26 protein-coding genes are annotated in these 23,864 nt (G+C 48.8%); 18 read left to right on the top strand and 8 right to left on the bottom strand.

The annotated features are described in order from the left end of the window. Positions 1 to 290 precede the first annotated feature (290 nt). From Q8L79_RS15045 to Q8L79_RS15035, 3 genes are all read left to right on the top strand, one after another. Positions 291 to 587, top strand: coding sequence for a response regulator (locus Q8L79_RS15045; RefSeq protein WP_305272732.1), 297 nt, complete (start codon positions 291 to 293; stop codon positions 585 to 587). After that, on the top strand, positions 559 to 4,602 hold the full coding sequence (locus Q8L79_RS15040; protein ID WP_305272730.1) for an EAL domain-containing protein: 4,044 nt from the start codon (positions 559 to 561) through the stop codon (positions 4,600 to 4,602). Before Q8L79_RS15045 ends, Q8L79_RS15040 begins: the two co-directional genes overlap by 29 nt. Positions 4,603 to 4,790: 188 nt before the next feature. Then, a complete protein-coding gene (locus Q8L79_RS15035) occupies positions 4,791 to 5,198 on the top strand; it encodes a hypothetical protein (RefSeq protein ID WP_006890862.1) in 408 nt (135 codons plus the stop codon). Between the two features lie 12 nt (positions 5,199 to 5,210). On the opposite strand, the gene ispB is transcribed toward Q8L79_RS15035, so the two are convergent. Then, complete coding sequence (gene ispB, locus Q8L79_RS15030; RefSeq protein ID WP_305272721.1) at positions 5,211 to 6,221, bottom strand: octaprenyl diphosphate synthase; 1,011 nt, start codon at positions 6,219 to 6,221, stop codon at positions 5,211 to 5,213. 258 nt (positions 6,222 to 6,479) lie between these two features. Between ispB and rplU the strand changes: the two genes are divergently transcribed. From rplU to proB, 4 genes are all read left to right on the top strand, one after another. Next, on the top strand, positions 6,480 to 6,791 hold the full coding sequence (gene rplU, locus Q8L79_RS15025; RefSeq protein WP_006890855.1) for a 50S ribosomal protein L21: 312 nt from the start codon (positions 6,480 to 6,482) through the stop codon (positions 6,789 to 6,791). Between the two features lie 17 nt (positions 6,792 to 6,808). Then, a complete protein-coding gene (rpmA, locus tag Q8L79_RS15020; RefSeq protein WP_305272718.1) occupies positions 6,809 to 7,066 on the top strand; it encodes a 50S ribosomal protein L27 in 258 nt (85 codons plus the stop codon). A 144-nt stretch (positions 7,067 to 7,210) separates the two neighbouring features. Then, positions 7,211 to 8,245, top strand: coding sequence for an Obg family GTPase CgtA (cgtA, locus tag Q8L79_RS15015; protein WP_305272716.1), 1,035 nt, complete (start codon positions 7,211 to 7,213; stop codon positions 8,243 to 8,245). Continuing rightward, on the top strand, positions 8,232 to 9,353 hold the full coding sequence (proB, locus tag Q8L79_RS15010) for a glutamate 5-kinase (RefSeq protein ID WP_305272713.1): 1,122 nt from the start codon (positions 8,232 to 8,234) through the stop codon (positions 9,351 to 9,353). Before cgtA ends, proB begins: the two co-directional genes overlap by 14 nt. 74 nt (positions 9,354 to 9,427) lie before the next feature. On the opposite strand, the gene rpsT is transcribed toward proB, so the two are convergent. Beyond that, positions 9,428 to 9,691 carry a 30S ribosomal protein S20 gene (rpsT, locus tag Q8L79_RS15005; protein ID WP_006890844.1) on the bottom strand — a complete coding sequence of 88 codons (264 nt, stop codon included), beginning with the start codon at positions 9,689 to 9,691 and terminating at the stop codon, positions 9,428 to 9,430. Between the two features lie 99 nt (positions 9,692 to 9,790). Here rpsT and murJ point away from each other — a divergent pair, with 99 nt between their 5' ends. After that, on the top strand, positions 9,791 to 11,332 hold the full coding sequence (murJ, locus tag Q8L79_RS15000) for a murein biosynthesis integral membrane protein MurJ (RefSeq protein ID WP_305272710.1): 1,542 nt from the start codon (positions 9,791 to 9,793) through the stop codon (positions 11,330 to 11,332). Between the two features lie 231 nt (positions 11,333 to 11,563). Here murJ and Q8L79_RS14995 read toward each other — a convergent pair whose 3' ends face one another. Both Q8L79_RS14995 and Q8L79_RS14990 read right to left on the bottom strand, forming a co-directional pair. Further along, positions 11,564 to 12,457, bottom strand: a complete 894-nt coding sequence (locus tag Q8L79_RS14995) for a phosphoribosylaminoimidazolesuccinocarboxamide synthase (RefSeq protein ID WP_305272708.1) — start codon at positions 12,455 to 12,457, stop codon at positions 11,564 to 11,566. 125 nt (positions 12,458 to 12,582) lie between these two features. Beyond that, positions 12,583 to 13,620: a type IV pilus twitching motility protein PilT gene (locus Q8L79_RS14990; protein WP_305272705.1), complete on the bottom strand. Its 1,038-nt coding sequence runs from the start codon at positions 13,618 to 13,620 to the stop codon at positions 12,583 to 12,585. Between the two features lie 120 nt (positions 13,621 to 13,740). Here Q8L79_RS14990 and Q8L79_RS14985 point away from each other — a divergent pair, with 120 nt between their 5' ends. From Q8L79_RS14985 to Q8L79_RS14940, 10 genes are all read left to right on the top strand, one after another. Beyond that, positions 13,741 to 14,427, top strand: a complete 687-nt coding sequence (locus tag Q8L79_RS14985; protein WP_305272702.1) for a YggS family pyridoxal phosphate-dependent enzyme — start codon at positions 13,741 to 13,743, stop codon at positions 14,425 to 14,427. 433 nt (positions 14,428 to 14,860) lie between these two features. Then, entirely contained in the window at positions 14,861 to 15,001 is a 141-nt protein-coding gene (locus Q8L79_RS14980; protein WP_305272700.1) for a hypothetical protein, read from the top strand. A 217-nt stretch (positions 15,002 to 15,218) separates the two neighbouring features. After that, positions 15,219 to 15,464 (top strand): hypothetical protein, encoded by a 246-nt coding sequence (locus tag Q8L79_RS14975; RefSeq protein ID WP_305272698.1) that lies wholly within the window; start codon positions 15,219 to 15,221, stop codon positions 15,462 to 15,464. Positions 15,465 to 15,798: 334 nt separating this feature from the next. Next, complete coding sequence (locus tag Q8L79_RS14970) at positions 15,799 to 17,100, top strand: NAD(P)/FAD-dependent oxidoreductase (RefSeq protein WP_305272695.1); 1,302 nt, start codon at positions 15,799 to 15,801, stop codon at positions 17,098 to 17,100. A gap of 100 nt (positions 17,101 to 17,200) precedes the next feature. Continuing rightward, positions 17,201 to 17,731: a YcxB family protein gene (locus tag Q8L79_RS14965; RefSeq protein WP_305272692.1), complete on the top strand. Its 531-nt coding sequence runs from the start codon at positions 17,201 to 17,203 to the stop codon at positions 17,729 to 17,731. Between the two features lie 69 nt (positions 17,732 to 17,800). Beyond that, entirely contained in the window at positions 17,801 to 18,193 is a 393-nt protein-coding gene (locus tag Q8L79_RS14960) for an MAPEG family protein (protein WP_305272690.1), read from the top strand. Between the two features lie 67 nt (positions 18,194 to 18,260). Next, positions 18,261 to 20,144, top strand: coding sequence for an ATP-binding cassette domain-containing protein (locus tag Q8L79_RS14955; protein ID WP_305272687.1), 1,884 nt, complete (start codon positions 18,261 to 18,263; stop codon positions 20,142 to 20,144). 180 nt (positions 20,145 to 20,324) lie between these two features. Beyond that, positions 20,325 to 20,837 carry a hypothetical protein gene (locus Q8L79_RS14950; RefSeq protein WP_305272684.1) on the top strand — a complete coding sequence of 171 codons (513 nt, stop codon included), beginning with the start codon at positions 20,325 to 20,327 and terminating at the stop codon, positions 20,835 to 20,837. Between the two features lie 8 nt (positions 20,838 to 20,845). After that, positions 20,846 to 21,289: a universal stress protein gene (locus Q8L79_RS14945; protein ID WP_305272681.1), complete on the top strand. Its 444-nt coding sequence runs from the start codon at positions 20,846 to 20,848 to the stop codon at positions 21,287 to 21,289. Between the two features lie 96 nt (positions 21,290 to 21,385). Further along, positions 21,386 to 21,814, top strand: coding sequence for a TM2 domain-containing protein (locus tag Q8L79_RS14940; protein ID WP_305272679.1), 429 nt, complete (start codon positions 21,386 to 21,388; stop codon positions 21,812 to 21,814). A gap of 73 nt (positions 21,815 to 21,887) precedes the next feature. Here the strand turns inward: Q8L79_RS14940 and Q8L79_RS14935 are convergent, their stop codons facing one another. From Q8L79_RS14935 to tatA, 4 genes are all read right to left on the bottom strand, one after another. Next, entirely contained in the window at positions 21,888 to 22,091 is a 204-nt protein-coding gene (locus tag Q8L79_RS14935; protein WP_006890819.1) for a cold-shock protein, read from the bottom strand. 340 nt (positions 22,092 to 22,431) lie between these two features. Beyond that, positions 22,432 to 23,244, bottom strand: a complete 813-nt coding sequence (gene tatC / locus Q8L79_RS14930; RefSeq protein WP_305272676.1) for a twin-arginine translocase subunit TatC — start codon at positions 23,242 to 23,244, stop codon at positions 22,432 to 22,434. Then, positions 23,231 to 23,611 (bottom strand): Sec-independent protein translocase protein TatB, encoded by a 381-nt coding sequence (gene tatB / locus Q8L79_RS14925; RefSeq protein WP_305272674.1) that lies wholly within the window; start codon positions 23,609 to 23,611, stop codon positions 23,231 to 23,233. The genes tatC and tatB overlap by 14 nt, the downstream gene beginning before the upstream one ends. A 5-nt stretch (positions 23,612 to 23,616) precedes the next feature. After that, positions 23,617 to 23,829, bottom strand: a complete 213-nt coding sequence (gene tatA / locus Q8L79_RS14920; RefSeq protein WP_305272672.1) for a Sec-independent protein translocase subunit TatA — start codon at positions 23,827 to 23,829, stop codon at positions 23,617 to 23,619. Positions 23,830 to 23,864 lie beyond the last annotated feature (35 nt).

Raw genomic sequence — 23,864 nt, 5'->3', positions numbered from 1 at the left:
GGGTGGGGAGCCTATCTACGAACAAGCTCAGAGCTTAAGGCCGGATCGGCTTCCCCAGAAAATCACTTATCACTATAAACTTTTTTGTGTCACATAATCCTGTGTTTTAGAGATGTATTTAATATACAAGGCCGGAATAAGTCGGTTCTAGCGATAGCGAGAACTGGCATTTCAGGCAATAATCGCCCGAATTCGCCGGAAACGCCACCTCGCGCTATGTGCTTGGATGTTCTTATTCCGGCCCATGCCGGAATCGATCTGAATTACAAACGCTGAATAGGGAGCGAGTCATGAGCAGCGAAACAGTCATGTGTGATAAACCCACTATTTTGATTATCGACGACACTCCGGCCAATCTGGGCGTGGTGATGGATAGCCTGGAAAACCGTGGCTACCGGCTACTGATAGCCCAGGACGGTGCGGAGGGTTTGAAACGCGCCGCTTTCGTAAAACCGGACCTGATTCTGCTGGATGTGATGATGCCGGAGTTGGACGGTTTCGAAGTTTGCCGACGGGCTAAAGCGCGATACAGAGACAGCCGATATACCGGTGATTTTTATGACCGCTCTGGGGGAGAGCGAGCATAAAATCAACGGCTTCAATGCGGGTGGAGTCGATTACCTTAGCAAGCCCATGCAGATTGATGAAGTCATCGCACGGGTCGGTGCGCATTTGAACTTGAGAGCTATGCAGCGGCAACTGCAGTTACAAAATGTGCAATTGCAAAGGCATCAGGAGGAACTGGAGCAGAAGGTTGCCCAGCGCACCGCTGAGCTGAGCATCGGAAACCGTTTGCTGCGCGAGGAAATCGAGGAGCGCAAGCGAGTCGAGAATACGCTGAAGTTCATCGCCCAGCGTGTCTGGATGGAAGGCGGCGAGGCGTTCCTGACTGCGCTGGCGCGTTATTTGGGCCGGTTGCTGGAAGTAGATTATGTGATTATCGACAAACTGTCCGCAGAGCCCAGCCACGCCGAAACGGTTGCCATCTACGCCAAGGGCGAAGTGCTCCCTAACATGCGATACAGTCTCGAACACACGCCTTGCGAGAATGTTATGGCGGGTGGGCTGTGCTGTTATCCGGGGAATGTGCAACAGCAGTTTCCCGAAGATGCTCTGCTGGCGGATATGCAGGTCGAAAGCTATATCGGTCTTCCGCTCTGGGATTCCACCGGTAAGGTCATCGGCCTGATTGCGGTGATGGACGGCAAGCCGATGCGCGATGAGCTTGCCGTCACATCAATGCTGCAACTGGTGGCGACCAGCGCTGCGGCGGAACTGGAGCGTCGACAGTCGGAGCAGGCGATATTCGAGTCGCGGCAGTTCCTGATCAGGGTAATAGACGCCATTGCCGACCCGGTGTTCGTCAAGGACAGGGAACATCGCTGGATTCTGCTTAACCAGGCATGTTGCGACCTTATCGGTCATCCCCGCGCCGAACTGCTGGGTAAATTCGATTCAGACTACTTCCATGAACACGAGACACGCGCATTCCGGGAGACTGACGAGGCGGTATTCGGCAGCGGCTTGGAAAATGTCAGTGAAGAAGAAATTACCGATGCACAGGGCGTCAAGAAAACGATTTCTACCACAAAAACCTGTTTTTCGGATAATAACGGACAACCTGTTCTGGTCGGTATCATCAGGGATATTACCGAGCGCAAGCAGTATGAATTGAACTTGCTCAAACGCGCGCAATTGGAAGAACAGCTCTCCTGTCTTGCCGCCAGCGTGCCGGGCTTTATCTACACTATTCGCCTGAACCCCGATGGCTATGCCAGCTTCCCGTTTGCCAGCGCAGGCATCGAAGCGCTGTTCGGGTTGAGCCCCGAAGATATTCGCGACGACGCAACTGTGCTGCGGGCGCGCTACCACCCCGACGACTTGCCGTGCGTGATTGCTCAGCTGGAAGAGTCGGGACGGAAGCTGTCGCCGTACCGTATCGAAATCCGTAGCTTTCACCCCGGCAAGGGATTGCGCTGGATCGAAATCCGCTCCACACCGCAACGGCAGCCGGATGGCAGTACCGAGTGGCATGGGCTGATGATCGACATTGCCGAGCGGAAGCAGATGGAAGCGAGGGCGTTGCAGCGGGAGCAGGAGTTTCGAGTGTTGGTGGAAAACTCGCCCGATCCTATCTTTCGTTACGATAAGGATTGCCGCCGTATCTATGTCAATCCTGTTGTGGAGCGGTTAAGCGGAAAACCGGTTGCTCAGCTTATGGGTAGGATGCCGTCGGATGCGTCGGTAGTCAGTGCGCGCGAAGGGGAAAAACTGGTGCAGATTATCCGGCAAGTGCTGGAAACAGGCCGGGCTGACGAGAGCGAGGTGGAGTTTATCGCCCCCGATGGCCAATTGCATTATTTTCATAACCGCTATGCGCCGGAATTCGGGGCGCATGGCGAGGTGACGGCTGTGATTTCAATTGCCCGCGACATTACCGAACGCAAGCTGGCTGAGAATTTACTGTCTCAGCGTGAGCGGGAATTGCGGACGCTGGTGGACAACCTGCCGACCATGGTGGTGCGCTACGACCGCGACTTTCGCCGCATTTATGTCAACCCGGTTTATTGGCAAATTACCGGCCGAACCGAATCGGAAGCACTAGGCAACCCGCTGAGTGAATCATGGCGGGCCACCAATATTTCCGCGGATTCGTACGCAGCTATACTGGCCGAGGTGATGCGTAGTGGTAAAAAAGCCGAGGTATCGCTGGAATGGACTGACGACGACGGCCGTTTGGTCAGCCACGCAATGAAAATAGTGCCGGAATACGGTGTCGATGGCAAAGTCGATAGCGTGTTGGCGTTGGGTTTCGATTTAAGCGATCGCCGTCAGCAACAAATTGTTGAAGCCAACCGCCAGTGCGTGTTCGAAAAAATGGCGCATGGCGACAACCTTAACAGCATTCTGGAGCAGGTGGCTTTGTATGTCGAATCCTCAAAGTCCGGGCGGCAATGCGCTATTTTGTTGCTGGATGATGAGAAAAAACACTTGCAAACCTTAGCCGCACCTTCGTTTCCTGAGTCGTATAGAGCGAAGCTTAATCCGCAGATGCCGGGCGAGGAGAACGGTGGTTGCCGCGGCTGGGTGGCCTCGGCGTTGTGTGGCGAAAGGATAATCGTGGAGGATATGGCAAAGCATCGGTGCTGGTCGCTTTGCCAGTCGTTTATCCGCGAAACCGGAGCGGCGGCCTGCTGGTCGGAGCCGATTTTTTCCGCATCCAACCAATTGCTGGGGGTCGTAACCCTCTATATCAATCAAGTCGGAGCGCCCGATGAGGCCGATGTTAGCCTGTTGCTGCAAGCCGGGCATTTAAGTTCCATCGCCATTGAGCGCAAGCGCATCGAACAGCAAATGTACCGCCAAGCCAGTTATGACCAGTTGACCGGATTGCCCAACCGGCGCTTGTTCGGCAATCGCCTGCGCGAGGAAATCGCCAAGGCCGAACGCGGCGACTATAGTCTGGCGGTACTGTTTATCGACCTGGATCGTTTCAAGGAAGTCAACGACACCTTGGGCCATGAGGCCGGCGACGATTTACTGGTGGAAGCGGCGCAACGCATTCGTTCATGTGTGCGGGAATCGGATGCCGTGGCGCGCTTGGGCGGCGACGAATTTGTGGTGATTTTGTCTAAAGTCGACGACGTTGTTCCGCAGGATCGGGTGGCGCAATGCATCCTTGATGCCATGGTACGGCCGTTCCGGCTTGGCGAGCATAATGCTTATGTCTCCGCCAGCATAGGCATTGCCGGTTATCCGCAGGATGCAGATAACGCCGAAGTCTTGATCGGCTGTGCCGACCAGGCGATGTATGTCGCCAAAAACATGGGACGCAACTGTTTCAGTTTCTTTACTCACGGCATGCTGGAGCAGGCTCGGCAACGTCTGGAACTGGTCAACGACTTGCGCGGCGCGCTCGGTGCAGGCCAGCTTGAGGTGTATTATCAGCCGATAATCGAAGTTGCCAGCGGCCGGGCGGTCAAGGCCGAAGCGCTGTTGCGTTGGCATCATCCCGAACTGGGCATGGTGCCGCCCGACCGGTTTATCCCTATCGCCGAAGAAACCGACCTGATTCAGGAAATCGGCGCCTGGGTGTTTCGCGAGGCTGCGGACACCGTTAAACGCTGGCATGTCCTGAACGAAGAGGAGGGTGTAGGGCAGATTAGCGTCAACATGTCGCCGCGCCAGTTCACCAAAGATAGCGGCGTTCAAGCTTTCATTGATTATTTGCAGGCAGTCGGTATCGCTCCTTCCTCTCTTGTTGTCGAAATTACCGAAGGTCTGTTACTGGATGATTGTTCGGCTGTTACCGAGAAGTTGGAGCTGTTGCGCGCGGCGGGGATTCAACTTTCTCTGGATGACTTCGGCACCGGTTATTCGGCGATGGCCTATTTGAAAAAATTCAACATCGATTACCTGAAAATCGACCGCTCCTTCGTCCGAGATCTGGAAACCGATCCCGGCGACCGGGCGATCGCGGAAGGCGTGGAAACCGAAGGTCAGCGGGCGTTGCTGATGGCGGTCGGCTGCGAGTACGTGCAGGGTTATCTGTATGCAAAACCGATGCCGGTCGAGGCGTTTTTAGCGTATGTCGCAGGGTAATCTTGCCAGGCCATGCGCATATTCCGGCCCAGCCTGAACTATGTTAATTCAAGAGGTAATGGTTTGCATCGGGTTAGCTGATTGCTCAAACGGCATTGGCCGAAAAACCTGAAAGCATCACCGAATCGGTGGATAAATCAAAATCTGAATTATAATTGACGCAATTTTTTGGTGAACTGGATATAACTATGCGGCAAACAATAAAGGCAAAACACGAGCTTCGCTTGTACGAGCTTAAAAAAGCGGTGAACGATTTTCTTGAGTTCACCGAGAATTTAACGCTGCTTCAGGCAGTTAATGAAAAAGCTCAGGAGATGGCCCAGGCGGTTGACATGCTGCAACAGTTGTTACAGCAGGGCTCGGCTGCAAATAAGCTGGTTAAGGCTATTAATGCTTCTGAGGCAGCGACTCTGCTTGATGAGATTGTCGATGTCGATGCGGTTGGCGAGTTGGAAGCTTATATGTTGTCGGCGGCAGAAGGTATTGAAGATGCCGAGGTAACGCAGTTTTTAACCGAGGTAATGGACAAGGTTGAGCGTAAATATAATCTGCTGCTTGAAAAAGCGCATGCTTATAATGCGCTACTTAAAGGCTAAACAAGCGCAGTTTTAGTAATTGCGTTGGACAGAAAACATCGCCAATAACGTCAACGCTTGTTTGTATTCGGAATCAGGCAGGACGCTTAATGCGGATATCGCTTTTTGAGCCTCTTCGTCGGCGCGCTGTTCTGTGTAATCAATGGCTTTAGTGCTTTGCACGATGGCGTAAACTTCGTTAAAGGCATCACGGTCACCATTTTTGATCGCATCAATAATGATTTTGGCCTCGCTTTCGCTGCCGTTTTGAATGGCGTAAATCAGCGGTAAGGTCGGCTTGCCTTCGGCAAGGTCGTCGCCGAGATTTTTGCCCAGTTCGTCTTTGCTGGCTTTGTAATCGAGTGCGTCATCAATCAGTTGAAAAGCAATGCCTAAATGTTGGCCGTATAACGCAAGCCCTTGTTCTGTTTCGGTTGACGCTCCTGCGATAACGGCGGCCAATTTGGTCGCGGCGCTGAACAAGATAGCAGTTTTTCTGGCAATAACTTCGAGGTATTTTTGTTCTGTCGTCTCGGGATTATTACAGTTTAAAAGTTGTAGCACCTCGCCTTCGGCAATGGCTGTGGTGGTTTTTGACAGGATTTCCATTACCCGCATATTGCCGGTACGCACCATCATTTCAAACGCACTGGAATAAAGGTAATCGCCTACCAGAATGCTGGCCGCGTTGCCCCAGACGGCATTGGCGGATTCTTTGCCGCGTCTGAGGTCGGAGTCGTCAACAACGTCGTCATGCAGCAGTGTGGCGGTGTGGATAAATTCGATGACCGCAGCCAGAAGCAGGTGATTATCGCTGGCTCCTCCCAGCGCCTTGGCCGCCAGTAACAGCAACATTGGTCGTAATCTTTTGCCGCCGCTGCCAACTATATAGTGGCCCATCTGGTTAATGAGGACAACATCGGAACTTAACTCGTTAATAATGAGTTGATCGACAGCTTTTGCCTCAGATGTAGTTAATTTTTTGATTGAATCAAAATTAATGGGTGCAGTAGTGTTAGCGGGTGATTGTGAGTGCGATGCCATTATGTAGTGCTGCGTATAAGTTTGGGTTATTTTTCATAGTGATAGCTATGAAAATCAAATTCTGCTAAGCTATTATAACTTAATAGAACATTAATCGCCCATGCTATTGAGTAGGTTGGTTGAGGGCAATAGCTTTTTTGTGCTATTTTAATAAGATATTTTAGGGTGTCAGTTTAATTTAGATTGACTTACCCTTGTTTTAAAAATATAATTTTTTGTTCACTTTAAACAGATTAATGCTTGATGGAGCTTGCGCCGATGTATGCGGTAATTCAAACAGGTGGTAAACAGTACCGCGTAGAAGAAGGTACTTACTTAAAAATAGAAAAACTGGAGCTAGGCGAAGGCGACAGCATTGAATTCGATAAAGTACTGATGATTCAGTCAGACGATGCTGTTAAGGTCGGCATGCCTTTTATCGAAGGCGGCAAAGTTACAGCGACTGTCCTGTCTCAAGGTAGACATGCAAAAGTCAAAATTATTAAATTCAGAAGACGTAAGCACCATATGAAACAAATGGGGCATCGTCAGTACTATACAGAAATCCAGATTACTGGCATTTCTGCTTAAGATATTAGGAGTTACAGATGGCTCATAAAAAAGCTGGTGGTAGTACTCGTAACGGACGTGACTCTAATGCGAAAAGATTAGGTGTTAAGCGTTACGGTGGAGAGAGTGTGACAGCGGGCAATATCATCGTTCGTCAACGTGGAACCAAGTTTCACGCTGGTGATAACGTAGGTTGCGGAAAAGATCATACTTTGTTTGCAACAGCTGATGGCAAAGTGGTTTTTCAGGTTAAAGGACCTAATAGCCGCAAATTTATCAGTATTGTTGCTGCGTAAGACATACGGCTGTATCGCGCCATAATATGGCGGGACAGTTAGGTCGGGTTTGTGTAATCCGGCAACTTTAAAAAGCTCCGCCGTTTATGGCGGGGCTTTTTTTGTTTTTATCGGTTGAGTTTGAAGTTTGACGGCATGTGATTTATGAGATTTGTTGACGAAGCAGAAGTTCGCGTAGAGGCGGGCGATGGCGGCAATGGTACTATCGGGTTTCGGCGCGAGAAATATATTCCGATGGGTGGGCCGGACGGTGGCGATGGCGGCGATGGCGGCAGCGTTTATCTGATTGCAGCGGAGAATGTAAATACCCTGGTGGATTTCCGGTATCATGCCGTACACAGAGCGCAGCGCGGCCAAAATGGCATGAGCCGTAACTGTACCGGCAGGAAAGGCGATGATTGCTATGTGCCTGTGCCGCTTGGAACGCAGGTTTCGGATGCGGAAACGGGTGAGGTCATAGGTGATTTAACCAAAGTCGGCGAGACATTATTGGTTGCCCAGGGCGGTTTTCATGGTCTGGGTAATACGCGTTTTAAAAGCAGTGTTAACAGGGCGCCTCAAAAAGCCAGCAAAGGCAGCGAGGGCGAGCATCGCAGGCTTAATCTGGAGCTAACGCTGATTGCCGATGTCGGCTTGCTGGGCATGCCCAATGCCGGAAAATCCAGCTTGATTCGCTCGGTATCGGCGGCAACACCGAAGGTTGCCGACTATCCGTTTACGACCTTGCATCCCAATCTGGGCGTGGTTAGCGTTGATGATTTACGCAGTTTCGTTATTGCCGATATTCCCGGTGTTATTGAGGGTGCAGCTGAAGGCGCGGGTCTTGGTTTGCAGTTCCTTAAGCATTTGTTGCGCACCGGGTTATTGTTGCATCTGATTGACGTTGAGCCCTACGAAAGCATGGAATCGCCGGTGCAAGCAGCTAAAAAAATCATTCACGAAGTCGAAAAATGGAGTGATGAACTGGCCGCCAAGCCGCGCTGGCTGGTATTGAACAAGATAGACCGTCTGCCCGCTGATGAAGTCGACGAGCGATGCCAGGCTATTGTCGATGAGCTGGAATGGACGGGGCCGGTCTTTAAAATTGCGGCGATTAATGGTGATGGTACGAGAGAGTTGATGTTTGCCATCATGAGCTTTTTGGAACAGCAGCGGCGAGAAAAAAGTGAACAGGACTGATTTCGCCAAAGTTAAGCGGGTTGTCGTCAAGATAGGCAGTTCTTTATTGACCAAGGGTGGACAGGGCCTTGATAAGGTTGCCATCGCTGCCTGGGTTGAGCAGATGGCAGGCTTAAGGCAGCAATCTATCGACGTGATACTGGTTTCTTCGGGCTCCGTGGCAGAAGGTATGTGTCGTTTGGGTATGAAGGTGCGCCCCAAGACATTGCATGAGCTACAGGCGGCCGCATCTGTCGGTCAAATGGGCTTGGTGCGTGTATTTGACGATAATTTTCAGCGGCATCGGTTGCACGCGGCGCAGGTGTTATTAACTCATGACGATTTATCGGACAGGCAGCGCTATTTAAACGCCAGAAGCACGTTACTGACCTTGCTCAAGTTTGGCGTAGTGCCGGTTATTAATGAAAACGATGCGGTGGCAACCGAAGAAATCCGCTTTGGCGATAATGATACGCTGGCGGCATTGGTTGCTAATCTGGTCGAGGCCGATTTGCTGATTATTCTGACCGATCAGCAGGGCCTGTTTACGGGAGATCCCGGTTTGCATCCCGACGCGAAATTAATTTCCGAGATCAGTGTTAACGATGATCGGCTGGATGTAATGGCTGGCGATAGTCGTAGTGGATTAGGGCGGGGCGGCATGTGTACCAAAGTACGGGCGGCGCGGTTGGCCTCCAGGTCCGGCGCTGCGACAGTGATTGCTGCGGGCGCTGTCGACAATGTTATTACCTCCGTAATCGCCGGGGCTGATTTGGGTACCTATCTATTGCCGGACATAGAGCCGCTGGTGGCCAGAAAACGCTGGCTCGCCGGGCAGTTGCAGGTTAAAGGACGGTTGGTTTTGGATGCGGGCGCGGTCAGGATGTTGCAGAATGAGGGTAAAAGCCTGTTGGCAGTCGGCGTTAAGTCGGCATCGGGCAGGTTTGATCGTGGTGAGTTGGTTTCCTGCGTCGATGAAAGCGGCTTGGAAATCGCGCGTGGGCTGATTAATTACGGCAATGCCGATGCTCAATTAATAGTGGGCAAGAGCAGTTTGGAATTTGAAAGCATTCTAGGTTATTTCGATGATTCAGAGCTGATACATCGGGATAATCTGGTGATTATTTAACGCGATTAGCCATACAATAAAAAAGGCCGTAACTCAATGAGTCCGGCCTTTTTTATTGAGCGATGCTAAAGCGATTAAGCGATAGCTTTTACTTTTGCATTCAGTCTGCTTTTACCGCGTGCGGCCTTATTCTTGTGAATAATGCCTTTGGTAACTGCTGAATCGATAATCGGAACAGCAGTGTTGTAGGCGGCTTGCGCTTTTTCTTTGTCGCCAAGCTTAACTGCGGCAATGATTTTTTTGATGAAGGTGCGTAAGTTGCTACGTTGTCCTGCGTTGCGAATACGGCTTTTTTCCGCTTGTCGCGCACGCTTTTTAGCTTGTGCTGTATTAGCCATAGTGTCTCGATTCTTGAAATGTAAGTGAATTAAACCGTGTATTATCATTATAAATGATATTATTGTCAAACTTTTTGACTTGTTATAACAGGGGCGGCGTTGAGCAGGCAGCTTTTTAAATCAACCATGGTTGTCGGCGGCATGACTTTGATCTCTCGTGTTCTCGGGTTCATCCGGGACATGTTGATTGCGCATATTTTCGGTGTGAATTCGGCAACCGATGCGTTTTTTGTAGCATTTAAAATTCCCAATTTTTTGCGTCGTCTATTTGCCGAGGGCGCTTTTGCACATGCCTTTGTTCCGGTGCTGTCCGATTATAAAGAGCGGGGCAGCAAGGTCGCGTTAAAACAGTTTATCGATAAAACTGCAGGAACGCTGTCCGTATTTTTACTGTTGATTACGGTGGTCGGCATAGTGGCCGCCCCAGTGCTGATCATGTTGCTGGCTCCCGGCTTTATGTGGCAGGGAACCCAGTATGAGCTGTCCGTGCAACTGTTGCGGATTACTTTTCCGTACCTGTTTTTTATTGCGTTGGTGGCGTTTGCCGGAGGCATTTTGAATGCACATGGACGCTTTGCTGTTCCCGCATTAACGCCGGTTTTTTTGAACCTCTGCATGATTGCCGCCGCCGTCTGGCTTGCGCCATTGATGGACGAGCCGGTAACGGCCTTAGCCTGGGGCGTTTTTGCGGCGGGCATCGTGCAGCTGTTGTTTCAGCTGCCCTCGTTGATGCGCTTGGGGCTGATGCCAAGACCAAGATTGGGTTTTGATGACTCGGGCGTTAAACGGATTATAAGCCTGATGCTGCCGGCCATTTTTAGCGTTTCAGTGACGCAGATTAATTTGTTGCTGGACACCTTGATTGCCTCGTTTTTAACCGTGGGTAGCGTGTCCTGGCTGTATTATTCCGACCGGCTGGTGGAGTTTCCGCTGGGTATTTTAGGTCTTGCGCTGGGGACGGTCATCTTGCCGAATTTATCCAAAAGCCATGCTGCGGAAGACACCGCCGCTTTTTCAAATGCTTTGGATTGGGGCTTGCGGCTGGTGGTTTTGATAGGGCTGCCCGCGACTATCGGTTTGGTATTGCTAGCAGAACCGATGCTGTCGACGTTGTTTCAATATAATGAGTTCGGCGTCAGCGACGTGCATTTTGCCGGATTGAGCTTGAAGGCATATTCGGTGGGCCTACTGGGCTTTATCCTGATTAAAGTGCTGGTGCCGGGCTTTACCTCGCGTGGCGACATGAAAACGCCGGTTCGCTACGGGGTTTACGCGATGATAGTCAGCCTAGGCCTGAATGTGGTGCTGGTTTTTCCGCTGGCGCATGCGGGGCTGGCTTTAGCGACATCCCTGGGAGCTTTTTTTAATGCAGTCTTGTTGCTGAGAAAATTACACAAGGACAAGATCTATCAACCGGCCAGCGGCTGGTGGCTGTTTTTTGCCAGGGTATCGCTGGCTGCCGGGGCAATGTCTGCCGGGCTCTATTATTTTGTCGATGCAGCCTGGTGGAATGACTGGAGTTCGACGGCGCGCGTGATTAATCTAGTGAAATGGATAGGGTTAGGTTTGCTAATGTACACCGTAACATTGCTGTTAACGGGGTTAAGATTAAAGCATCTGAGCGGTCAGCGGCATAGGTAAAGTGCAATAGCAATGTTAGCGATTGGCCGTATTCCAGTTTTTAGCCCAGTAGCCGGAATAAGCCGGTTCGAGCGGCAGCGAGAATCGGCGTTTCCGGCAAGCATCCCTCGTATCCGCCGGAAACGCCACCTCGCGCTACGCGCTACGCGCTTGGATGGTCTTATTCTGGCCTACGCCTTACGAGCTTTGAATGTTTTCGTGGGCGAATTGAATATCACTCGAGTTTAACAATTAACCTTGCGTCAACCTGACTTCCGCTTCGCGGTATTTCGCCGCGCAATACTCAGCTACTTCAGTGGGTAAATGCGGCCCCGGCGCAGTTTTATCCCAATCCAATGTTTCCAGGTAATCGCGGATGTATTGTTTGTCGAAGCTGGGTGGGCTGATGCCTACCTGATATTGATCGGCAGGCCAGAAGCGCGATGAATCGGGAGTTAACGCCTCATCGATCAGGTATAAAACGCCGTCATCGTCGACGCCGAATTCAAATTTGGTATCGGCAATAATAATGCCCCGCTCTTTGGCGTAGGCGGCGGCTTCCTTGTACAGTTTAAGGCTGGCATCACGCACTTTTTCCGCCAAATCCTGTCCCATCAATTCAACGGTCTTTTCAAAAGAGACGTTTTCGTCATGCTGATCCACTTCGGCTTTGGTGGACGGCGTATAAATAGGCTCCGGCAATTGCTGCGCCTGTTGCAAACCTTCGGGCAATTTAATGCCGCAAACCGCGCCGGATTTTTGGTAATCTTTCCAGCCTGAACCGATCAAATAACCGCGCACAATCGCTTCGACCGGCAGCGGCTTCAATAATTTAACGACGATGGCACGGCCTTCAATCTGCGCACGCTCGGCGGCATCGGGCACGACTTGTTCCAGCGGAATATCGGACAGGTGATTGGGCATGACGTGCTTCATTTTTTCAAACCAGAAATTGGACACGTTGGTTAAAACACGGCCTTTACCGGGAATCGGATCGGGCAAAATCACATCGAATGCAGACAGCCGGTCGGTGGTCACAATTAGCATGTGTTTGTCGTCGATGTCGTAAATATCCCGCACTTTGCCGCGGGCGCGGAGCTTTAAAGACGACAGTGTTGATTGGTATAGCGCTTCTGGAGCAGTCATAAGTTCTCGCTGGGTGTCAAATAGGGGAATTTTACCAGTTATTAATCCTGGAGTCCGCATCATCCCATAAACCGCAGTTGGATGGTGTGGAAGCCGCTCCACTGCGGTTTTCAGGATGAATGTTCCTAGCGGAACATATCCTTATTAACCGCTTTCTCCATAGCTGATTTTGCTGTAATCAGCCCTTTATCCACCAGTTCTTTCATATTCTGATCCAGCGTCTGCATACCGTCTTTGCGTCCGGTTTGAATCGCCGAATACATTTGCGCCACTTTGGCTTCACGAATCAGGTTCCTGATAGCGGCAGTACCGACCATGATTTCATGCGCGGCAACACGTCCGCCGCCGATTTTTTTGAGCAGGGTTTGCGAAATAACCGCCTGCAACGATTCGGAAAGCATGGCCCGGATCATGTCTTTTTCGGCGGCAGGAAATACGTCGATAATACGGTCGATGGTTTTGGCGGCCGACGTGGTGTGCAATGTGCCGAAAACAAGGTGACCGGTTTCAGCGGCAGTCATGGCCAGTCGAATGGTTTCAAGATCGCGCATTTCACCGACCAGGATAACATCGGGATCTTCCCGTAGCGCTGAACGCAACGCTTCGTTAAAACCGTGGGTATCGCGTTTGATTTCACGTTGGTTAACCAATGATTTTTGGCTTTCATGAACAAACTCGATAGGGTCTTCTACGGTAAGTATGTGCGCGTAATCATTGCAGTTAATGTGATTAACCATCGCCGCCAGCGTAGTTGACTTGCCGGAACCGGTAGGACCGGTCACCAGAACCATACCGCGCGGTTTTTGGCATAATTCTTCAAAAAACTTGGGAGCTTTTAAGTCTTCCAGGCTCAATATTACCGAGGGAATCGTTCTGAATACTGCGGCGGCGCCACGCTCCTGATTAAACGCGTTAACACGAAACCGGGCGACGCCGGGCAGTTCAAACGAAAAATCGGTTTCTAAAAATTCCTCATAATCCTTGCGTTGCTTGTCATTCATGATGTCATAAATCAGCGCATGCACTTCCTTATGATCCAATGCGGGAATATTGATGCGCCGAATATCACCATCAACCCTGATCATAGGCGGGAGCCCCGCCGACAAATGTAAATCCGACGCTTTGTTTTTAGCTGAGAAAGCCAGTAATTCGGCAATATCCATAACATCCTCTTGAAGACAGAAAATAAAATTATCTTTATAGCATAGTTCATCTTTTTGTTTTTTGAATGTATGGTGATGTGTTAGTTTTTACTGATTGTGTTACCTAATAATCGACAACCCATGACAACAACCATAGCGCAAAGATTCAAACAAATACGTTCGCAAATCAGCGATGCAGAACTTGCCTGTAACCGCCAGCCCGGTTCGGTACTGTTATTAGCCGTCAGCAAAACCAAGCCGGCCGAAGATATTGCCGCCGCCTACCAAGCCGGTCAGCGTCATTTCGGCGAAAATTATTTGCAGGAAGCATTGAGAAAGCAACAGGAGCTGGGTGCTTACGATATTACCTGGCACTTTATCGGCCCCATACAGTCCAATAAAACCAAGCCGTTGGCGACACATTTCGATTGGGTGCACAGCGTCGATAGCTTAAAAATAGCCGGGCGCTTGAGTGCTCAGCGTCCGGCCCATTTGCCGCCGCTCAATATTTGTCTGCAAGTCAATATCAGCGACGAACCGAGCAAATCCGGCATTACTCTGGCCGAACTGCCACAACTGTGCGAGCAGGTCGCCAAACTGCCTAAGCTGAAACTGCGCGGCGTAATGGCTATTCCTGCTCCGCAAGACGATTTTGAACAACAATGCCAGCCCTATAAAACACTTTATCAGGCGGTTGCAAAACTGCATCGACCCGAGCTGGATACTTTCTCGTTCGGCATGACTGGCGATTTAAAAGCCGCGATAGTCGAAGGTTCGACTATCGTCCGAATCGGCACCGCGTTGTTTGGTGAGCGGGATTATTCATGACAAAAATTGTCAATGTGTATGCTCACTGCATATCAAAGCTCGGCGTCTTTGTTCTATATTGACGGATGCTTACGGGATAACAGCACATGCAGGAGCTATTGTCGAAACCTGAGCGCAATCGCTATAGTTTCTCCACTCCTTATATAAACAGATTGCAATACTCGTCCAGCACAATGCAGAGAGCGAGCCGTAAGACAGCACGGAAATCAATTTAATTTCTTAGAAGCTGTTTGGAAGCTCAGAATGCAGGTCAAAGAAGCCAAGGCATTGAGATGAGCTTTGAAGTGACAAGCCTTGTTGCTCGCGGTCTTTCCGGATAATTTCCAAACAGCTTTTTAGGTCCAAGCTCGCAAAAAGTTCAGCTTTATCGAAACAGGCCGCTCAGCATTGGTCGGCTAAAATCAATGCCGTTGAGTCGGTCACGGTATTAGCCATGATCGGGCGTTATCGGGATGACAGCGAGAAAAACTACCAGTCGCGGTGCAAGGTGGGGCAATGGGAACTGCCGCTGGTTGAGGTCGTTTTGATGATGTTTGCATTCGATGAGCATATGAAGCCGGTGTTCATCTACTGATAGTTTAGGCGGTATTTGCTAAAGCGGCAGTTGGGATGCTGTTTTTTAATAAGGTTTTTTCAAGTTGTAACTCCTTGAAAAATAATACACCTGTAAATGCTAAGAAATTACATCGCTTATGATTATTAACTTATTGTTTCAATATATATTTTTTTGTGGAAAAATATCAGGAACTTTAATTTAAAGTCTCGCTCCACTTAAAACAAAAGGAAGAAAAATGAAAGAGTTAAAGTTCTCGGAAATAAGCCTGGATGATTTCTCTAAAATCTACGAAGAAATGACCAATCTGGTGCGCAAAGACTTGGAGGGAGAAATGTTCTTTTCAGGTAGCCATGCGGAGTACGGAGAAATTACTTTATACCAGCCTAAAGGCGGCCATAAGGCGATTATGCTCCAACATAACAAACCGATCAGTGAAACGCGCTTTGACATCCCCGAGTTTTGCATTTCCCTTATAGCCTAAAATAAAAACGCTTCATTCCAGGCTGGGGCTAGTAAATAGCCGCTTCTAAGAGCGTTGATTCGGGTCATCTGCGCTCTTAATCGGTTTATACCGCCAGCTCTATCAGTCAACAGCAATCTTTAGCGTAGTCGTATTGCGCCTCCATTTTTACCCGATCCCGAACCAGCATTATTTCCGTGCTTGTAAAAGTCGTCTTTGGCATGTCTCCATCAACCCACCACTAATTCGAAACTCAGTCCATTGCAAATCCACGCTTAGCAAAATCGGTCACAATCGAGTTGATTCGATATAATGCTATAGTACAGAAAAATAATGCTTTTTGAGGGGGATGGCAATGACTGATAATAATAATGAAAAACACAAGATAGTGATTGTTGGCGGCGGGGCGGCGGGTTTGGAACTTGCCACCAGTCTGGGTAAAAAATTAGGCAAAAAAGGCTTGGCCGAGGTCATGTTGCTGGATGCCTCACCGACGCATATCTGGAAGCCGTTATTGCATGAGGTTGCAGCCGGTACGCTGGATGAATCCGAACAGATCGAATATCTCGCCCAGGCGCATCGGAATCATTTTCGCTTCAGGCTGGGTAAAATGGAAGGCTTGAACCGGCAGAAAAAGGAAATTCATGTCAGCCCCACACTGAGCGACAGCGGCGAAGAGCTAATCCCGAGGCGCACGTTCAGTTACGATACGCTGGTGATGTCGGTCGGAAGCATCAGTAACACCTTTAATATCAAGGGTGTGGCGGAACACTGCCTGTTTCTGGATACCACCACGCAGGCGTTCAAGTTTCAAAAGCAGCTGGTTGAGTCGTATATTAAAAGCCATGCCGGTAAAGCCGCCGATAAGACTCTGTCCATCGTTATCATTGGTGCAGGAGCCACCGGCGTCGAGTTGTCGGCGCAATTGCACGAGGTGACCAATCTGCTGGCGGTTTACGGTCTGGATGAGTCCAGTGATGTGAAGTTGACCATTATTGAAGCGGCTAATCAATTGTTGCCCGCATTGCCTGTCAAATTAGCCAATGCGACACAACAACAGCTGGTTAAGCTGGGCATCGACCTTAAACTGGGTCGCCGGGTGATCGAGGTAACCAGGGAGGGCGTTCATACCCACGATGGCGAAATAATTCCGGCGGATCTTAAAGTCTGGTCGGCGGGCATTAAAGCGCCGGATTGGATGCAAGACCTGGACGGCCTGGAAATTAACAGGATCAATCAGTTGGTGGTCGATGAAACTTTAAAAACCGGTGATGATGCTATTTTTGCCATAGGCGATTGCGCGGCCTGTCCCTGGCCGGGGCATGACGGCAATGTGCCGCCGCGGGCTCAGGCGGCGCATCAGCAGGCATCGACCTTAAGCAAATCGATAGTCAACCGGTTACAGGGCGGCAAGTTGGTGAAGTATGTCTATCTCGATTACGGGTCGCTGGTTGCATTGGGAAAATACACTACGGTCGGCAATCTGATGGGCAATTTGATGGGATCGGTAAGCATTGGGGGATTTATTGCCAGAGTGGTTTATCTGTCCTTGTATAAAATGCATCAGGTGGCTGTACACGGTTATTTTAGAACGTCAATGTTGACGCTTTCTAATTTATTCAGGCGTAGCGCTCATGCAAAAATAAAAATGCATTAAAATTTTATGTATCTGCGGGTTTTTTATTGAACTTTTTTTTTATTGAACTTTTAATCACCCGCGTAGTTACTTTTTATAACCATTTACAAAGACCAAAAACATGTTTGAAATTGAATACGAATTCCGCGAAGAAGATTTAATCCATTTTAATGAAATGCAATTCATGAGAAATGAAGAGATACAAAACAATATCAGGAAAAACCGCTGGATAGTGCCGGGCATCATGGGGCTCATCGGGTCGTTTTATTACTTTTATTATGGCGATATGAAGTCGTCGGGGTATGTCGTGGTTATTGCGATACTTTGGGCGTTGCTGTCGCCCAAAATAATGATGCTGGATCTGCGCAGGCAGATACTTAAAAACTATACCCCTAAAGAAAAAATCAATATGTTCGGTACCTATACGCTGACCATCGATCCTGCCAATCCCGCTTATCTGCTGGAGAAATCACCCAGCGGCAAGCATAAAATGGCCTGGGGCGATTTGGTAAGAGTGGAATACGGCAAACGCTATGTTTATATCTATATCAATCTGAGTACTGCGCTGGTTATTCCGGTAGAGACTGTAAAAAAAGGTAATCTTGAACAATTTGCCGAGCAGGCGGATAAAATGATTGAGCGTGCTGCCTAAAAATATGAGGCGTGCCGCAGGGTAAAGCATTGCGGGCTCTTTTCGAATTCTCCTTACCGGTAAAAAGCCATGATTACGTCAATATACGCATCGCTATCGGCCTTATTAATAGTAAAACTTACTCTGGCGGTAATAAAACTGCGTAGAAAAAACCGGGTAAGTGTGGGTGACGGCGGAAATGAAGAGCTGCAATTGGCAATCCGCGCTCATTCAAATGCAGTGGAATACATTCCTGTAACACTAATGCTGTTATTAACATTGGAATTAAACGGAGCGCCGAGGATACTTATCCATATATTGGGAGCCGCGCTGTTAATCGGGCGAATATTGCATGCTATGGGGCTTCCCGCAAAGGACTTCAAAAAAAGAGTATTGGGAATGCAGATAACAATCTATCTGTTAATCGGCTTGGCGATATTGAATATATCCTTTCTGGTGTTTACCGGGTCGTTTAAATTTTAGCAATTAACGTCAGCCTCGGTGCTTTAAATTATTCGCTCAACCGCAACCTAAGAACTAAAACTGTTTAATGTTAAATTTTAGAAATATAACCCTACGCCGCGGCGCGCGGGTATTGTTTGCCAATTCTTCTTTCACTATCCATAAAGGCCAAAAAGTAGGTTTTACCGGCGCAAATGGTGCGGGCAAGTCCAGTTTTTTTGCGCTGGTCAGAGGCGAGCTGCATTTGGATGAGGGCGACTTTTCGATGCCGCCGGGGCTTGAAATCGCTCATGTTGCGCAGGAAACGCCGGCCGTCATCCGTTCCGCCATCGATTATGTCATTGACGGCGATCAGCCATTAAGGCGCTTGCAAGAGCAATTGCTTGCTGCCGAACAGGCTGATGACGGCTTGAAACAGGCTGAACTGCACGCGGCTTTGGAAAACATCGGCGGTTATACCGCACAGGCCAGAGCCTCGCGGTTAATGAACGGTTTGGGCTTTATCTCCGATCAGGAAATCAATGCGGTCAATTCGTTTTCCGGCGGCTGGCGCATGCGGCTTAATCTGGCTCAGGCCTTGATGTGCCGCTCGGACGTATTATTGCTTGATGAGCCCACCAACCATCTGGATCTGGATGCGGTAATCTGGCTGCAAGACTGGCTTTGCAAATATCCAGGCACCTTGTTGCTGATTTCTCATGACCGGGATTTTCTGGATACCATCACCGATCATATCGTGCATATTGAGCAGGATAAGGCCGAAATTTATACCGGCAATTATTCGGCTTTTGAACGCATGCGTGCCGAAAAACTGGCGCAACAACAGTCATCCTATCTAAAGCAGCAACGCGAAATCGCCCATATGCAGAGCTTTGTCGACCGCTTTAAGGCGCAAGCCACTAAAGCCAGGCAGGCGCAAAGCCGGATTAAAGCATTGGAGCGCATGGAACTGATCGCACAGGCGCATGTCGATTCGCCGTTCGATTTCAGCTTCGCCAAGCCGGGAAAAATGCCTAATCCGCTGTTAACGCTGGATAAGGTTGATATCGGCTACGATCAAACCTGCGTGATTAAACAGGCTGGGTTGTCGATATCGCCGGGCGACCGTATCGGCTTGCTCGGGCCGAATGGCGCGGGTAAATCCAGCCTGATCAAGGTACTGGCAGGCGATATGCAACCGTTATCCGGTAAAAGGAATGAAGCTGAAGCGTTAAAAATCGGTTATTTTGCCCAGCATCAGCTTGAGCAATTACGCATCGATGAAAGCCCCTTGTGGCACTTGCAACAACTGGACAAGCAGGCGACAGAAAAGGATTTGCGCAATTTCCTGGGCGGTTTCGATTTTCGCGGGGACAAGGTTATGGAAGCCGTTAAGCCCTTTTCCGGCGGAGAAAAAGCGCGTTTGGTATTGGCGCTGCTGGTTTATCAAAACCCCAATCTGTTGCTGCTGGATGAACCGACCAACCATCTGGATCTGGAAATGCGTCATGCCCTGAGCGTGGCCTTGCAGGACTATGAAGGCGCCATAGTGGTGGTCTCGCATGACCGGCATTTATTGCGCTCGGTGACCGATCAGTTATTATTGGTGTCAGGCGGGAAGGTGCAGCCTTTCGATGGCGATCTTGACGATTATCGCGTGTGGCTGACGGAGCAGAAAAAAGGCGAGGAAAAAACCGTTGTTGACAGTGCGCAGACAGTGTCGAGGAAAGATCAAAGAAAATTGGATGCAGAACGCAGGCAAAAACATAAGCCTTTATTTGACGCCCTGAAAAAAGCTGAAATTGCCGTTGAAAAACATCATAATGAACAGCGCCAACTGGAACATCAACTGGCTGATCCTGCAATTTATGCGGAATCGGAAAAAGAGCAATTAAAAAAGTTGATGGAGCGGAAAGTAAAAGTCGATAAGGCTTTGGATGATGCAGAAGCCGCTTGGATGGAAGCAGAGGAAAAGATCGAAGCGGTCAAATAATTCTGATGGCTTACAGCGATTTAAAGCCTTTTTATTCACCCCGAACGACTGCATGGGCATATATTGCAAGAGCAATTGCCTGGACACGAAGAAATAAAGCTGCGCGTCTTAGGGCGATAATTTTTATCGATTAACTGTTGTTAATGAGACGTTACCGACAGCTCCCTGAACAGGAAAATCATGTTTGAAGTCATAAAGCTGTTATTTGATATTTGCCTGTTTAAAAAAGGCCCGCAGAATTTACCGCCTTCTGTATGGTTGTTGCGGCTGTTGGTTGTTGTTGATGTTATCGTCAGTTTTTTGATGATAAGTATCCATACGAACTGGCTTAACTCACTGTTACAGGCTATTGTCGGAGCTTTGTTGGTGGTCGGATTTAGTTGGCTGATGTTGTATGTAGGGCGAAAGTCGGAGCGATTATATCAAACGAGCAGCGCCTTACTGGGTACTGATGCATTGATTAGTTTTTTTGCCCTGCCGGGAATGGCCTCAATGATGATCGGAAGAGGCACTTTACTGGTATTTACTATAACAATAGTTTTAATGATTTGGCATTGGGCAGTTACCGGACATATTTTTCGCAATGCGCTGGGACAAACCTGGACTTTTAGTTTAGGCTTGGCGTTTTTATACATACTGGGATCTTATCAGGTAATGGCCTTATTGTTTCCTGAAGTTGCCGGTGTTCAATAGGAGACATCATGGAAAGCTATAAACACATATTACTGGCGGCTGACTTTTCCGAGCATGGCGAGGCCGTTGCCAATAGAGCGAAAGATTTATCCGGGAAATATCAGGCAAAACTGAGTATTGTGCATGTGATGGATAATTTGTTGATTACCGATGCAGCTTATGGATCAACTATTCCTTTTGATCTCGATTTAACTGCCGAGTTAATGGCAGCTGCAAAAAAGAGACTGGCCAATCTGGCTGACAAACTTAATATTGCTGAAGATTGTCGGTGGATGGAAACGGGCAGCCCTAAATTGGAAATAATCAGGGTTGCTGAAGAAAACAAGGTGGATTTAATCGTAGTCGGCTCGCACGGTCGGCATGGTTTCGCCCTGTTGCTGGGTTCAACCGCAAACGGAGTGTTGCATCACGCGCTGTGTGATGTTTTAGCCGTACGTTTGCATGATGAGTGATCTTGGCTGGTATTGTAGTGTTCACTGGGTACTTGTGACCCTGGCGGTTATAAATGGCGACCAATAGGACGTCCTAATTTTAAAGGTAGATGGTAAATGATTGGACAGATTGAAAGTTATGACCCCGATTCGCAAAGCGGAGTCATAAAAACTGAAGGAGCGTTGTTTACGTTTCATTTAGAGGGTTGGGTCGCGGACGTGCCGCCGGATGAAGGCGATGACGTTAACTTTGATGCCGAAGGAACCATTGCGAGCAATATTAATCTGGTGGGCGCGTATTTAGAACCGCCTAAAGCCGTTAAATATAAATACCTGGCCGCTGTGCTGGCGTTATTTTTGGGCTGGACAGGAGCTCATAGGTTTTATCTGGGCTTTTACAGGCTGGGTTTTATGCAGTTAACACTGACGGTGATACTTTACGTAACCGGATTGCCCGGATTTGCGGCGCTCTGGGGGTTTGTAGAAAGCATTCTGCTTTTTGGCGGACAGATCAACAAAGATGCTAAAGGTCGTCCGTTAAAATAATTTTAAAAAACAGGAAGACAAAAAAAAGCCCTTGTGAGTTATCACAAGGGCTTTTTTTAAAGTTGTTTATTCCTTATTTGGAATAAACATTAGCAGCAGTTAAGCCTTTTGGACCTGATTCGATGTCAAAAGTGACTGTGTCGCCTTCAGTCAGAGTTTTAAACCCTTCGCCCTGAATAACTGAATGATGGACAAAAACGTCTTCGCCGCCATCAGCAGGTGCAATAAAACCAAAACCCTTCGTGTTGTTAAACCACTTTACAGTGCCTGTTGCCATTTTGAAACTCCTAAAATAAAAACTTACGGTTAACACAGAACTACAACATTGATAACCGGACAACCTAACAATTTAGGAATCCCTTAACTCAACATCTGTTTTCTGACTTGGTGTATTGTACTGTTTTTTTTATGATATTGTCATTAGCAGATTTTATAAAAAGCTGTTCACCGGTAAAAAATTGAGGCTGGACAATTGTTATTCACGGGCGAGGAGAAAGTGTGATATTTATGCGCTCAACCTAACATAACTCTACGAAGAATATAGAACAGCCAAGGTAAAAAAATCGTGGTTTATCAAGTAATCTGCTTATTGTTGCAGCTAAAACGCATGTGCTTGATTATTCATCTTCTTGCCGTTCAATTTTATCCAATCGGGCATCCATTTCGGCATCATCGGGTGTTTGATAATCGCTATCAGGCTTGGGTACAAAAAGCCGGGAACATAACAAGCCCAGCTCAAACAGCATCCACATCGGTACCGCTAATAATGTTTGCGAGATGGCATCAGGGGGGGTTAAAACCGCTCCTATGATAAACGCACCGACGATGACATAAGGACGTTTATCGGCAAGGTCGGCGGGTGTTACCAGTCCGGTCCAGACCAATACGATGGTGAATATCGGCACTTCAAAACAAACGCCAAACGCAAAAAACAGGGATAAAACGAAATCGAGATACTTGGCAATATCGGTCATTACCGCTACGCCATCGGGCGCGGCGGCGGTCAAAAAGCCGAAAACCAGCGGGAAAACCACGAAGTAGGCAAAGGCTACGCCCATATAAAACAGCAGGGTGCTGGCAACCAGCAACGGTAAGATCATGCGTCGCTCCCGTTTATACAAGCCCGGCGCTACAAAGGCCCAGAACTGATAAAGAATAAAGGGAACGGAGATAAATACCGAAACTATCAGCGCCAGTTTAAACGGCGTGAAAAAGGGAGAGGCCACATCAATAGCGATCATGGTGCTATTTTTCGGCATGTGCTGCATCAGGGGACCGGCCAACAGGCTGTAAATTTCATTGGCGTATGAAGCCAGCCCCAAAAATACAACTAATACGCATAAAACCGCTTTCAACAGGCGGTTACGCAATTCAATCAGATGACTGATAAAGGAGTGCTCTCCAGCCTCGTTAAAATTATTTTGGCTCATGCTGTTCGGCTTTATCTATCGATACCTGTTTCTTCTGTTGCTCTGGTTCGGCGAGCGCTCCTGCATCCACGTCGCTCTGAACTTTTGAAGTCGTCTGCAACGGGTCAATCGTAGATTTGAGCGTGTCAGAGGTTTCATCGAGTATTTGCTGAATATCTTCCATGCCGGACTGCTCCTTGAATATCTGCCGCATTTCTTCGGCTTGCAGTTCCAGCTTGATTTCTTCCTTGACGGAAGCCACCATGCTGCGTGTTTTACCGAGCCAGAATCCTGCAAGCCTGGCCACCTTGGGCAATCTTTCAGGACCGATCACCAATAAGCTGACCAAGCCGATCAGACAAAGTTCCGAGAATCCTACATCAAACATAGGTGTTAATCTTTATCGGTTTTTTTGGAAGTGACTTCGCCGTCGATAGCTTCACTCTTATCTTCGGCGGGCTTATCTTCTTCGCCTTCTTTAAGGGCCGAACGAAAGCCTTTGATGGCTCCACCCAGATCAGCACCGATATTGCGCAAGCGCTTGGTGCCAAAAACAATAATGACGATGGCTAATACAACTAATAAGTGAGTAACGCTGAGACCCATTTCTAACTCCAATGGAGACGTTGCATGGCAACGCC

The organism is Methylobacter sp. (assembly GCF_030680395.1).
GTDB lineage: Bacteria > Pseudomonadota > Gammaproteobacteria > Methylococcales > Methylomonadaceae > Methylobacter_A.
The sequence above is the reverse complement of the archived record's forward strand: the minus strand, read 5'-3'. Positions and strand labels throughout refer to the sequence as shown.

Excerpts from the sequence above, each read along its gene's own strand:
- Q8L79_RS15045 (WP_305272732.1), top strand. The coding sequence starts at position 291 with ATGAGCAGCGAAACAGTCATGTGTGATAAACCCACTATTTTGATTATC.
- Q8L79_RS15040 (WP_305272730.1), top strand. The coding sequence starts at position 559 with ATGACCGCTCTGGGGGAGAGCGAGCATAAAATCAACGGCTTCAATGCG.
- Q8L79_RS15035 (WP_006890862.1), top strand. The coding sequence starts at position 4,791 with ATGCGGCAAACAATAAAGGCAAAACACGAGCTTCGCTTGTACGAGCTT.
- ispB (WP_305272721.1), bottom strand. The coding sequence starts at position 6,221 with ATGGCATCGCACTCACAATCACCCGCTAACACTACTGCACCCATTAAT.
- rplU (WP_006890855.1), top strand. The coding sequence starts at position 6,480 with ATGTATGCGGTAATTCAAACAGGTGGTAAACAGTACCGCGTAGAAGAA.
- rpmA (WP_305272718.1), top strand. The coding sequence starts at position 6,809 with ATGGCTCATAAAAAAGCTGGTGGTAGTACTCGTAACGGACGTGACTCT.
- cgtA (WP_305272716.1), top strand. The coding sequence starts at position 7,211 with ATGAGATTTGTTGACGAAGCAGAAGTTCGCGTAGAGGCGGGCGATGGC.
- rpsT (WP_006890844.1), bottom strand. The coding sequence starts at position 9,691 with ATGGCTAATACAGCACAAGCTAAAAAGCGTGCGCGACAAGCGGAAAAA.
- Q8L79_RS14995 (WP_305272708.1), bottom strand. The coding sequence starts at position 12,457 with ATGACTGCTCCAGAAGCGCTATACCAATCAACACTGTCGTCTTTAAAG.
- Q8L79_RS14990 (WP_305272705.1), bottom strand. The coding sequence starts at position 13,620 with ATGGATATTGCCGAATTACTGGCTTTCTCAGCTAAAAACAAAGCGTCG.
- Q8L79_RS14985 (WP_305272702.1), top strand. The coding sequence starts at position 13,741 with ATGACAACAACCATAGCGCAAAGATTCAAACAAATACGTTCGCAAATC.
- Q8L79_RS14980 (WP_305272700.1), top strand. The coding sequence starts at position 14,861 with ATGATCGGGCGTTATCGGGATGACAGCGAGAAAAACTACCAGTCGCGG.
- Q8L79_RS14975 (WP_305272698.1), top strand. The coding sequence starts at position 15,219 with ATGAAAGAGTTAAAGTTCTCGGAAATAAGCCTGGATGATTTCTCTAAA.
- Q8L79_RS14970 (WP_305272695.1), top strand. The coding sequence starts at position 15,799 with ATGACTGATAATAATAATGAAAAACACAAGATAGTGATTGTTGGCGGC.
- Q8L79_RS14965 (WP_305272692.1), top strand. The coding sequence starts at position 17,201 with ATGTTTGAAATTGAATACGAATTCCGCGAAGAAGATTTAATCCATTTT.
- Q8L79_RS14960 (WP_305272690.1), top strand. The coding sequence starts at position 17,801 with ATGATTACGTCAATATACGCATCGCTATCGGCCTTATTAATAGTAAAA.
- Q8L79_RS14955 (WP_305272687.1), top strand. The coding sequence starts at position 18,261 with ATGTTAAATTTTAGAAATATAACCCTACGCCGCGGCGCGCGGGTATTG.
- Q8L79_RS14950 (WP_305272684.1), top strand. The coding sequence starts at position 20,325 with ATGTTTGAAGTCATAAAGCTGTTATTTGATATTTGCCTGTTTAAAAAA.
- Q8L79_RS14945 (WP_305272681.1), top strand. The coding sequence starts at position 20,846 with ATGGAAAGCTATAAACACATATTACTGGCGGCTGACTTTTCCGAGCAT.
- Q8L79_RS14940 (WP_305272679.1), top strand. The coding sequence starts at position 21,386 with ATGATTGGACAGATTGAAAGTTATGACCCCGATTCGCAAAGCGGAGTC.
- Q8L79_RS14935 (WP_006890819.1), bottom strand. The coding sequence starts at position 22,091 with ATGGCAACAGGCACTGTAAAGTGGTTTAACAACACGAAGGGTTTTGGT.
- tatC (WP_305272676.1), bottom strand. The coding sequence starts at position 23,244 with ATGAGCCAAAATAATTTTAACGAGGCTGGAGAGCACTCCTTTATCAGT.
- tatB (WP_305272674.1), bottom strand. The coding sequence starts at position 23,611 with ATGTTTGATGTAGGATTCTCGGAACTTTGTCTGATCGGCTTGGTCAGC.
- tatA (WP_305272672.1), bottom strand. The coding sequence starts at position 23,829 with ATGGGTCTCAGCGTTACTCACTTATTAGTTGTATTAGCCATCGTCATT.